This is a genomic window from Streptomyces sp. NPDC059874, from assembly GCF_042731135.1.
Lineage (GTDB): Bacteria > Actinomycetota > Actinomycetes > Streptomycetales > Streptomycetaceae > Streptomyces.
The window spans coordinates 1-11,178 of sequence record NZ_JBHWJY010000095.1 but is presented as its reverse complement, the minus strand read 5'-3'; the positions used below and the strand labels follow the sequence as shown (position 1 = coordinate 11,178).

8 protein-coding genes are annotated in these 11,178 nt (G+C 73.3%); 7 read left to right on the top strand and 1 reads right to left on the bottom strand.

From position 1 onward, the window contains the following. From ACFV9H_RS35625 to ACFV9H_RS35605, 5 genes are all read left to right on the top strand, one after another. Positions 1-2,197: FtsK/SpoIIIE domain-containing protein (locus ACFV9H_RS35625; RefSeq protein ID WP_385406778.1), on the top strand; the 2,197-nt coding region annotated here is incomplete at its 5' end. Positions 2,198-2,304: 107 nt separating this feature from the next. Further along, the gene (locus tag ACFV9H_RS35620; protein WP_385406775.1) at positions 2,305-3,678 is read left to right on the top strand and encodes an ABC transporter substrate-binding protein; all 1,374 of its coding nucleotides are present in this window, start codon (positions 2,305-2,307) and stop codon (positions 3,676-3,678) included. Continuing rightward, a complete protein-coding gene (locus ACFV9H_RS35615) occupies positions 3,678-4,985 on the top strand; it encodes a carbohydrate ABC transporter permease (protein ID WP_385406822.1) in 1,308 nt (435 codons plus the stop codon). The genes ACFV9H_RS35620 and ACFV9H_RS35615 overlap by 1 nt, the downstream gene beginning before the upstream one ends. A gap of 188 nt (positions 4,986-5,173) precedes the next feature. Next, a complete protein-coding gene (locus ACFV9H_RS35610) occupies positions 5,174-6,139 on the top strand; it encodes a carbohydrate ABC transporter permease (RefSeq protein ID WP_385406819.1) in 966 nt (321 codons plus the stop codon). A gap of 119 nt (positions 6,140-6,258) precedes the next feature. After that, on the top strand, positions 6,259-8,508 hold the full coding sequence (locus ACFV9H_RS35605) for a CDP-glycerol glycerophosphotransferase family protein (protein WP_385406773.1): 2,250 nt from the start codon (positions 6,259-6,261) through the stop codon (positions 8,506-8,508). Between the two features lie 131 nt (positions 8,509-8,639). Here the strand turns inward: ACFV9H_RS35605 and ACFV9H_RS35600 are convergent, their stop codons facing one another. After that, entirely contained in the window at positions 8,640-9,275 is a 636-nt protein-coding gene (locus ACFV9H_RS35600) for a TetR/AcrR family transcriptional regulator (RefSeq protein ID WP_385406771.1), read from the bottom strand. Positions 9,276-9,408: 133 nt separating this feature from the next. Here ACFV9H_RS35600 and ACFV9H_RS35595 point away from each other — a divergent pair, with 133 nt between their 5' ends. Next, positions 9,409-10,329, top strand: coding sequence for an ABC transporter permease (locus tag ACFV9H_RS35595; protein ID WP_385406769.1), 921 nt, complete (start codon positions 9,409-9,411; stop codon positions 10,327-10,329). After that, positions 10,322-11,101: an ABC transporter ATP-binding protein gene (locus ACFV9H_RS35590; protein ID WP_385406767.1), complete on the top strand. Its 780-nt coding sequence runs from the start codon at positions 10,322-10,324 to the stop codon at positions 11,099-11,101. Before ACFV9H_RS35595 ends, ACFV9H_RS35590 begins: the two co-directional genes overlap by 8 nt. The last annotated feature ends 77 nt before the right edge of the window (positions 11,102-11,178 follow it).

Genomic DNA, 11,178 nt, shown 5'->3' with positions numbered 1-11,178 from the left:
CGACACCGGCCCCGCCGGGTGGAGCGGCCCCGGCGGCTCCGGCGGGGTGGACGCCGACGCGGACCCCGAAGCCCCCGGCACGGGACACGGCCGGGCTCGGCGCAAGGGGATCGGGGCCTGGGCCCGGAAGTGGGTGCGTGGGGAGGACCTCGCCGAGGCTCCGGAGGAACCGCTTCCGGCGACCGCCGCCGCGCCCGACCCCGACGACCCCGCCGCGCTGCTGCTGGCCGCGCTGGGCCCCACCGAGCGCCTGTGGTCACGTACGCCCGACGACCCCCGAAGGTTGGAGGTCGGACTGGGCGCCGGCAGCCGGGTGTCCCTGCCCGCCGTCGGCGGGCTCGGCGTGGCCGGCCCCCGGGCCCGGCTGGCCGGGGTCGCCCGTTGGCTGGTCGCGCAACTCGCCGCGCTGCACGCGCCCGGGCAGCTGGAGATCGTGCTGCTGTCCACCGACCGCGCGCGCGGCCTCGTCGACCGCCGCCGGGACTGGGGCTGGCTCGGCTGGCTGCCCCACGTACGGCCCGCGCACGGGCAGGACTGCCGGCTGCTCCTCGCGTACGACCGCGACCAGGCCGTCGCCCGCACGGGTGAACTCACCCGGCGCCTGGACGACAGTCCCCTCGGCACGCACTGGGCCGCCGCCGACCCCGATCGGGTCCGGCAGGCCGCCGCCGCGTACGAGGGGCCGTACACCCTGCTCGTCCTCGACGGCGATCCCGGCGCGGGCCCGTTGCGCGACCTCACCGGGCGGCTCGCCTCGCACGGCCCGGCCGCCGGGATCCACGTCCTCGCGCTCGCCGAGGCCCCGGCAGCCACTCCCGCCTCCCCGGTCACCGACACGTACGAGGCGGCCTGCGTGAGCTCCCCCGCCTTCCGGGACTGCGGCGCGGTCGCCCTGCTCAGCGGGGACGTGGCCACGGCCGTACGGACCTTCACCGTCTCCGGCGGCCACCCGGTGCCCACCGGCGGCACCGCCACCGCCGACGCCGTCTCCGCCGCCTGGGCCGAACGCTTCGCGCGGGCGCTGGCCCCCCTGCGCACCACCGAGGGCTCCACGGAGAGCTACCGCCCGGCCGCCGCCGCGCTGCCCGCCACCGCGCGGCTGCTGGACGAGTTGGGGCTGGCCCGGGCCACCCCGGCCTCCCTGATGGCCCGTTGGGCCGCCGCCACCGACCAGGGGCAGGGCGTGGGCGGGCTGGCCGAGATCGTGCTGGGCAGCGGGCGGCGCGGAGCCGTCGGCGCCGAGCTGGTCCACGACGGCCCGCACCTGCTGATCGAGGGGCCGGCCGGGAGCGGCCGCACGGAGCTGCTGCGTTCGGTGGCGGCCTCGCTGTCCGCGGCGGCCCGCCCGGACCGGCTCGGCCTGGTCCTGCTCGACGGGGCGGGCGGCGAGCGCGGCGACGGCCTGCTCCCCTGCACCGAGCTCCCGCACGTATCCGCCCACCTGGTGGCCTCCGATCCACTGCGTATGCGGGAGTTCGCCCAGGCGCTCGGCGCGGAGCTCAAGCGCCGCGCCGAGCTGCTGGAGGGCATGCCGTTCGCCGAGTGGCACGCCGGCCGGGAGCTCGCCGACCGGATGGTGTCGCCCCGCCAGCCCACCGCGGGCGAGCTGCGCGGCGACCTCGACCCCCAGCGCACCGGCACGCTGCGGCTGCGCTCCTCCGCCACCCGTACCGATCCGGCGGGGCCCAGTCCGCTGCCGCGGCTGGTGGTGCTGGTGGACGACTTCGACGCGCTGGTCGCGCCGGGACTCGGCGCCACGGGTCGGCCCGCCGCCGGTTCGGTGGTCCGGGCGCTGGAGGCGGTGGCCCGCGAGGGCGCCCGGCTCGGCGTGCACCTGGTGGCGACGAGCGCCCGTCCGGACCGGACGGCCGACACCCTCCTCGCCCGGCTGACCACCCTGCGGGTGGAGTTGGAAGCCCCCGACCAGCCGGGTCCCGGCCGCGGCCTGCTGCGTCACGCGGACGGGCGGACGGTTCCGTTCCAGGCGGGCCGGGTCACCGGACGGATCCCCCGGACGGCGACCCTGCGGCCCACTGTGGTCCCGGTGGAGTGGGAGCGGATGGGCGACCCGCCTGCCCGCCGCCCGGTGCGCGAGCTGGGCAACGGCCCGACCGACCTCGCGCTGCTGGCCAGCGCCCTGGACCGGGCCTCCCACCTGGTCTCGGCCATACCCGTCCTGTTCCCACCGGCCCCGTAGGGGGTGTCCTGTGCCCACGCGCCTCCCGCGACGCGGTATTGCGGGGGCGCGCGGGTCGGCGTAGACCTTGTGGTCCGGGACACACCACGGGCATCGGGGGCAGAACCATGCGCCAGCACGGAACGGGCCGTACGAAACTCACTTGGGCTGCGCTGGCCGCGGCGGGCGCGCTCGTGCTCAGCGCCTGCGGCGACGACGGCAAGGCCGGCGGCACCGACGAGGCATCGAAGGCACCACAGGGCGGGACGGCCGCGCCGCGCGTGGAGTTACCGAAGCTGACCGGCGAGAAGCTGGAGGTCGCGGCGGTCTGGACGGGCCCGGAGCAGGCGAACTTCACGAAGGTCCTGAAGGAGTTCGAGAAGCGGACGGGCGCGACGGTCACCTTCGTCCCGGCCCAGGACCCGATCGTCACCTTCCTCGGGACGAAGATCGCGGGCGGGGCCCCGCCGGACGTGGCGCTGCTCCCGCAGGTCGGGGCGCTGGTCTCGGCGGTGCAGAACAAGTGGGCGCAGCCGGTGGGCGCGGATGCCCAGGCCCAGCTCGACGCGAACTACTCGGCGGGCTGGAAGAAGCTCGGCGCGGTCGACGGCACCCAGTACGGCGTGTACTACAAGGCCGCCAACAAGTCGCTGATCTGGTACAACGCGAAGGCCTTCGAGGCGGCGGGCGTGCAGCCGCCGAAGACGTGGAAGGACCTGCTGGCGGCGGCCGACACCCTCTCCGCCTCGGGCACCCCGGCGGTTTCCGTGGCCGGCGCGGACGGCTGGACCCTCACCGACTGGTTCGAGAACGTCTACCTCTCCCAGGCGGGCCCGGAGAAGTACGACCAGTTGGCCAAGCACCAGATCAAGTGGACGGACGACAGCGTCAAGCAGGCGCTGACCACTCTCGGCGAGCTCTTCGGGCGCAAGGACTTCCTGGCGGGCGGGCCGAGCGGGGCGTTGTCCACCGAGTTCCCGAAGTCGGTGACGCAGACGTTCACGGGCGGGGACCGGCCGGCGGCCGCGATGGTCTACGAGGGCGACTTCGTCGCGGTGAACATCGCGCAGACGGACGCGAAGGTGGGCAAGGACGCCCTCGTCTTCCCCTTCCCCGCGGTCGGCGCGAAGGCGCCGGTGGTCTCGGGCGGTGACGTGGCGGTCGCGTTGAAGCCGTCGAAGGGCGCGCAGGCGCTGCTGACCTTCCTGGCCTCGGCGGACGCGGCGGAGATCCAGGCCCGCGAGGGTGGTTTCGTCTCCCCGAACAGGGGGGTCGACCCGGACGCCTACCCCAACGACATCCAGCGGAACATCGCCAAGGCGCTGCTCGCGGCGGGCGACGACTTCCGCTTCGACATGTCGGACCAGGCCCCGTCGGCCTTCGGCGGGACCCCGGGAGCGGGTGAGTGGAAGGCCCTCCAGGACTTCCTCGCGAACCCGTCGGACGTGGCGGGCACCCAGGCGAAACTGGAGGCGGACGCGGCCAAGGCCTACGGGAACTGATTCCGGTGGCGGCCACCTCTCGGGAGGCCCGGCGCCGCCGCCTGATCGCGGCGGCGTTCCTCCTCCCGGCGCTCGTGCTGCTCGGGGCGCTCGTCGTGCACCCGATCGGCTATTCGGTCTACCGCAGCCTCTTCGACCGCTCCGGCGACTCCTTCGTCGGGGCCGGCAACTACCGCCAGATCCTGAGCGACGACACCATCCGCACCGCCCTGAAGAACACGGCGGTGTGGGTGGTGCTCGCGCCCACCACGGCCACCGCCCTCGGCCTGATGTTCGCGGTGTTGACCGAGCGGGTCCGCTGGGGAACGGCGTTCAAGCTGCTGGTCTTCATGCCGATGGCGATCTCGATGCTGGCGGCGGGCATCATCTTCCGGCTGGTCTACGACCACGACCCCGACCGGGGGATCGCCAACGCGGTGTGGGTCGGGGTCCACGACACCTTCGCGGAGTCCTCGGCCTTCCCCAAGGCCCGCCCGGGCCGGGACTCCCCGCTGGTCCCGGCCGGCGGGGGCGCCTTCGTCACCCGCGATCCGGTCGGCGCGGGCACCCCGGCCGCCCTCCCGCTGGTCGGGGTGGCCCCGGAGGCGCTGCCCGAGGGGACCCGTACGGCGAAGGCCGCACCGGCCGAGCCGGGCAAGGTGACCGGGACGGCCTGGCAGGACTTCACCCGGGGTGGCGGCGGTCGTACCAACGCGGTCGACCCGACCGAGTCGGCCTTCGCCGGCATGCGGATCGAGGCGGTCAAGGACGGCAAGGTGGTCGCTTCGACGACGACCCGCGCCGACGGCACCTTCACCCTGCCCGCGGCGGCGGACGGCGCCCTGCTGCGGCTGCCCGCCTCGAACTTCCGGGAGGCGTACTCGGGGGTGCAGTGGCTGGGCCCGACGCTCGTCACCCCGGCGGTCATCGGGGCGTACGTGTGGATGTGGGCCGGTTTCGCGATGGTGCTGATCGGGGCCGGGCTGGCGGCCGTACCGCGGGAGTTGTTGGAGGCGGCGCGGGTGGACGGGGCGAACGAGTGGCAGGTGTTCCGCCGGATCACCGTCCCGGTGCTGGCGCCCGTGCTGGTCGTCGTGCTCGTGACCCTCGTCATCAACGTCATGAAGGTCTTCGACCTGGTCTTCGTGATCGCCCCGGGCGCGGTCCAGGACGACGCGAACGTCCTCGCGCTCCAGCTGTACCGCACCTCCTTCGGCACGGACGCCGACCCGGGCCTGGGCAGTGCGATCGCCGTCCTGCTGCTGGTGCTGGTGGTGCCGGTGATGCTCGTGAATATCCGCCGGCTCCGGAAGGAGGGGTCCCGATGAGCCGATCCGACGCGACGCCGGACCCGACCGACCCGCCTGCCAACTCGCCTGCGGCGAAGCACAGCGGACCAGCAGCGCCCCACCCGGCAGGAGCCGAACCGGATGCGGGGCCCGCCGAGAGCCAGCGGGCAGCAGCCCGAGCCGGCTCCGCCCCGCCCGCCGCAGGCAGCCCGGCAGCCGAGCCGGCCATGCCCGGACCGGGCTCCGTGGTGCCGCCGACAGCCGAACCGGCCGCAGGCCCCAGGGCCGCCGACCCGGTCGGCAAACCGCCGGCAGGCGAGCGGGCAGCAGGCCGGGCCGGGTCCGCCGCGGCCGCCGCAGGCGGCCTGGCCAGGCTCGCCGCGGGCGCCACACGGGTCTTCCTGGTCGCCGCCGCGCTGTTCTGGCTGCTGCCCACCCTCGGCCTGCTGATCTCCTCCTTCCTCTCCCCCACCGACCTGAACGAGGGCGGCTGGTGGCAGGTGTTGACGGCGCCCTCCCGGCTCACGGCGTCGAACTACTCGCGGCTCCTGGCGAACGACACGATCACCGGCTCCCTCCTCAACACGGTCGCGATCGCCGTCCCGGCGACCCTGCTCGTGGTGACCCTCGGCGCCTTCGCCGGATACGCCTTCGCCTGGCTGGAGTTCCCCGGCCGGGACTGGCTCTTCCTCCTCGTCGTCGGGCTGCTCGTCGTCCCCGTACAGGTGGCGCTGATCCCGGTCTCCGAACTCTTCGGTTCCATAGGCCTGTTCGAGACCACGGCGGGCGTGGTCCTCTTCCACACCGCCTTCGGGCTGCCCTTCGCCGTCTTCCTGCTGCGCAACTTCTTCGCGGAGATCCCGCGCGAGCTGCTGGAGGCGGCCCGCCTCGACGGGGCGGGCGAACTGCGGCTGTTCGCCCGGGTGGTGCTGCCGCTGGGCGGTCCGGCGATCGCCTCGCTCGGCATCTTCCAGTTCCTGTGGGTGTGGAACGACATGCTGGTCGCGCTGGTCTTCGCGGACTCGGCGAACCCGCCCGTGACGGTCGCGCTCCAGCAGCAGGTACGGCAGTTCGGGAACAACATCGACGTGCTGGCGCCCGGCGCGTTCCTGTCGATGGTGGTTCCGCTGGTCGTCTTCTTCGCCTTCCAACGGCAGTTCGTCTCGGGGGTGATGGCGGGCGCGATCAAGTAGAAGACACCGGTTGACGTGGCACGTTGACGCTCCGTAACCCGAATGCCGCACGCTGCGTAACCCGATCGCCACGCCGGGGGTTCCTGGGCAATATGCCCGCGCCGACCCCTGGATGTGCCGTGCCCCGGTTCAGCGTCATCGTGCCCGCGTACAAGGTCCAGGCGTACCTCCAGGAGAGTCTGGACTCGGTCCTGACGCAGTCGTACCCGGATCTGGAACTGATCGCGGTCGACGACGCCTCCCCGGACGCCTGCGGTTCGATCATCGACGAGTACGCGGCCCGGGACCCCCGGGTGACCGCCGTGCACCTGGCGCACAACCTCGGGCTGGGCCCCGCCCGCAACGCGGGCCTGGCCCGGGCCACCGGCGACTACCTGGTCTTCCTCGACGGCGACGACACGCTCGCCCCCGGCGCACTGCAGGCCATCACCGACCGGCTGAAGGCGACCGGCTCCCCCGACGTCCTGGTCTACGACTACGCGCGCACCTTCTGGACGGGCGAGCTGGTCCGCAACCGCCTCTCGCACCGCCTCTCCGAGGAGGGCCCGGCCAGCTTCCGCCTCGCGGACCGCCCGGCCCTCCTCGGCATGCTGATGGTGGTGTGGAACAAGACCTACCGCCGCGAGTACGTGGAACGCGAGGGCCTGCAGTTCCCGCCCGGCTTCTACGAGGACACCCCCTGGACCTACCCTGCGCTGCTGGCCGCCGAGTCCGTCGCCGTCCTGGACCGGGTCTGCGTGCACTACCGCCAGCGGCGCACCGGCTCGATCCTGACCACGACCAGCCGCCGCCACCTCGACATCTTCGACCAGTACGACCGCGTCTTCGGCTACCTCGCCGGCCGCCCCGAACTGGAGCGTTGGCGTGCCGTCGTGCACCGCCGGATGGCCGAGCACTTCTGCACCCTGTACGCCGACCCGCGCCGCCTCCCGCGCGCCGCCCGGGCCGAGTTCTTCAAGCGGGCCTCGGCATTGCTGCGCCGCTACCGGGCCCCGGGCCGCGTCGGCGCGCCGCCCCTGTCCCTGTCCCGTACCGACCGACTGCGCCACGCCCTCATGCGCTCGGGCGTGCGCCGCACGTACCGCGTGCTGTCGGTGCTGCGTTCGTTCGGCCTGGCCACGGGCCGCGGCGCCGCCGCCCTCGGGCGGGGCCTGCGCGAGACCGCCCTGCGCCTGCACTACCGCGCCCAGCGCCTGCTCCCGCTCCGCCCGGAGCTGGCGGTCTTCTCCGCGTACTGGCACGGCGGCTACGCCTGCAACCCGGCCGCGATCGAGGCGAAGCTGCGGGAGTTGGCGCCGCGGATGCGGACGGCGTGGATCTGCGACGCGGAGCACGAGGCGACGCTGCCCCGGGAGACGCTCGCCCTGCGGCCCGGCTCGGCGGCGTACTGGACGGCCCTGGCCCGGGCCACGTACCTCACCACGAACGTCAACTTCGAGCGCGCCCTGGTCAAGCGGCCGGGCCAGATCCTGCTCCAGACCCAGCACGGCACCCCGCTCAAGCGGGTCGGCCTCGACCTCCAGGACCGCCCGGCGGCCACCCCGACGACGGACTTCGCGGGCCTGCTGCGGGGCGCGGACCAGTGGGACTACCTGCTCTCGGCGAACCGGCACTCCACCCTGGTGTGGGAGAAGGCCATCCCTTCCTCCTACACCACCCTCGAATACGGCTACCCGCGCAACGACGCCTTCCACCGGGCCACCCAGTCCGAGGTCCTGGAGCTGCGCGAGCGCCTCGGCATCCCGGCGGGCACCACCGCGATCCTCTACGCCCCCACGCACCGCGACTACCGGCGCAGCCGGCCGGACCACCTCGACTTCGAACGGGTCCTGCGCGACCTGGGCCCCCGCTTCACGATCCTCACCCGCACGCACCTCACGTACGCGGACTCCTACTCGGTGATGGAGTCCCACCCGCGCCTGATCGACGTCTCCTCGCACCCCTCGGTGGAGGAGCTGTGCCTGGCCTCCGACGCGCTCGTCACGGACTACTCGTCCCTGATGTTCGACTACGCCTCGCTGGACCGGCCGATCGTGATCCACGCGGACGACTGGGAGGCGTACGAGGCCGCCCGCGGCACCTACTTCGACCTGCGGACCTGCCCGCCGGGGGCGATCGCCCGGACGGAGGACGAGCTGGTGGACATCTTCTCCACCGGCCACTGGCAGGGCTCCCGCTCGGCGCAGCTCCGCTCGGCCTTCCGCGCCCGCTTCTGCTCGTACGACGACGGCCACGCGGCGGAGCGGGTGGTCCGCCGCGTCTTCCTGGGCCAGCCGAACCCGGTCCCGGCGGTCATCCCCCTGGAAGACCGCCGCCCCACCCCCTCGGCCGCACTCTCGGTCGCGACCTTGGCCCCCATCCGGCTGTAACGCGCGACGCCATGGTCGGGGGCCCTGCCCCCTGCGGGCAATCCAGTGACCTCAGCCGAAATCCAGCCCCGCCGGCGTTTGAGGCGCGGGGTCTGGGGCGGAGCCCCAGTGCGGCGGCGGCCCGCACGGGCTCAGGCGGCTCGCAGTCCCGCCACCACCGACCGGGCCAGCTCGTCCAGGTAGTCCCCCGGGACGGAGTCCCGAACCACCACCTGCCGCCAGTACAGCGGCCCGATCGCCAGATCGAGCGCCCGGTCCGGATCGGCCCCGTCCGGAAGCTCACCGCGCGCCACCGCCTCACCGACGATGCCCGCGGCAAGCCGTCGCTGCCCGTCCAGCAACGCCCCCCGCACCGCGTCCGCGATCTCCGCGTTCCGCGCCGCCTCGACCAGCAGGTCGGGGATCACGGCCGACGCCACCGGGTGCCGCAGCACGTGCGACATGACCTCCAGTAGGGCCCGTACGTCGCCGTACAGCGACCCCGTCCGCGGCACCGGCAGCCCGTCCACCGCGAACGCCTCCACCAGGTCCAGCACCAGGTGCAGCTTCGACTTCCACCGCCGGTACACCGCGGTCTTGCCTACCCCCGCGCGCCGCGCGATCCCCTCGATCGACATCCGCGAGAAGCCGACCGCGGCCAGCTCCTCCAGCACCGCCTCGCGGATCGCCTCGGTCACGTCCTCACGCAGGACGGCGGCCCCGGCAGGGGCCCTACGGGCGGGAGCGGAGGGAGCGGAGGGAGCGGCGGCAGCAGGATCCGTGGTCATGCACAGAGCATAGCCGCGCCACGTAGCGACGATACGGTTGCGTTCCGACGTGCCGCGATCTACCCTCGCCGTAGCGACGATACGGCCCCGTTCTATCGCCAGCGACGCCCCGACCCCGGCGAAAGCGACCCTCGTGACCACCTCGACGGCACCCGCGAAACCTCTTCGAAGCGACCCCGCGACCTCCGCCCGGCTCGCGGACCTCGCGGCCGCCCACGGGCTGACCCTCAGCGGCGCCCGCCCCACCCTCCCCCGCTACATCGCGGGGCTCTGGGGCCGCCGCCACTTCGTGACGGCGTACGCGAGCGCCCGCATGCAGGCGCAGTACAGCACCGCGAAGCTCGGCCAGGTCTGGCACCTGGTGACCCCGCTGCTCAACGCGGCGGTCTACTACTTCATCTTCGGCATCGTCATGCACGCCAGTCACGGCGTGCCCGACTACCTGCCGTTCCTGATCACCGGCGTCTTCGTCTGGGACTTCATCGGCAGCTCCATCAACGCCGGCACCCGCTCCGTCCACAGCAACCTCGGCCTGGTCCGCGCCCTGCACTTCCCCCGTGCGAGCCTGCCCATCTCCACCGTCGTACAGCTCTTCCAGCAGTTGCTCGTCACCATGGCCGCCCTGGTCATCCTGTTGTTCGCCTTCGGCCAGACCCCGAACCCGGCCTGGCTGCTGGCGATCCCCGCCCTGCTGCTCATGGCCGTCTTCGCCGCCGGCTGCGCCATGATCATGGCGCGTATCGGCAGCAAGAACCCGGACGTCAGTCAGCTGATGCCGTTCGTCCTGCGGACGTGGATGTACTCGTCGGGCGTCATGTGGTCCATCGACACCATGCTCAAGACGGACCACCTGCCGCACTGGGTCTCGATGATGCTCAAGTTCAACCCGGCGGCCGTCTACATCGACCTGATGCGCTTCGCGCTGATCGACAGCTTCAAGGCGCACTCGCTCCCCCACCACGTGTGGCCCGTCGCCATCGGCTGGGCCCTGCTCGCCGGAGTCGGCGGATTCATCTACTTCTGGAAGGCCGAGGAGGAGTACGGCCGTGGCTGAGCTCACCGACACCCGCGTACCCACCGTCATCGCGGACGGGGTCCACGTCATCTACCGGGTCCAGGGCGGCGGCGCCCGCAAGGGCAGCGCCACCGCTGCCCTGAGCCGGCTCTTCTCCCGCAAGCCGGCCCCCGGCATCCGCGAGGTTCACGCCGTCAAGGGCGTCACCTTCACCGCCTACAGGGGCGAGGCGATCGGCCTCATCGGCACCAACGGCTCGGGCAAGTCCACCCTGCTGGCCGCCATCGCCGGCCTCCAGCCGGTGGCCAAGGGCCGGATCTTCTCGCACGGCCAGCCGTCCCTCCTCGGCGTGAACGCCGCACTGATGAACGACCTGACGGGCGAACGCAACGTCATCCTCGGCGGCCTCGCCATGGGCATGACCCGCGAGCAGATCAAGACCCGCTACCAGGACATCGTCGACTTCTCCGGCATCAACGAGAAGGGCGACTTCATCTCCCTGCCCATGCGCACGTACTCCTCCGGCATGGGCGCCCGCCTGCGGTTCTCCATCGCGGCCGCCAAGGACCACGATGTCCTGATGATCGACGAGGCCCTGGCCACCGGCGACGCCGCCTTCCAGCGCCGCAGCCAGGCCCGCATCGAGGAACTGCGCGAACACGCCGGCACGGTCTTCCTGGTCAGCCACGGCATCGGCACGGTCCGAGAGACCTGCGACCGCGCGATCTGGCTGGAGGCGGGCGTCATGCGCATGGACGGCCCGGCCGCCGAAGTCTGCGACGCGTACGAGGCCTTCACCGCGGGCCGCTGAGCAGGGCTGCGCCCCGGCTCCCTGGGCTCCGCCCAGACCCGCGCCTCAAACGCCGGCGGGGCTGAAACATCAGCCCC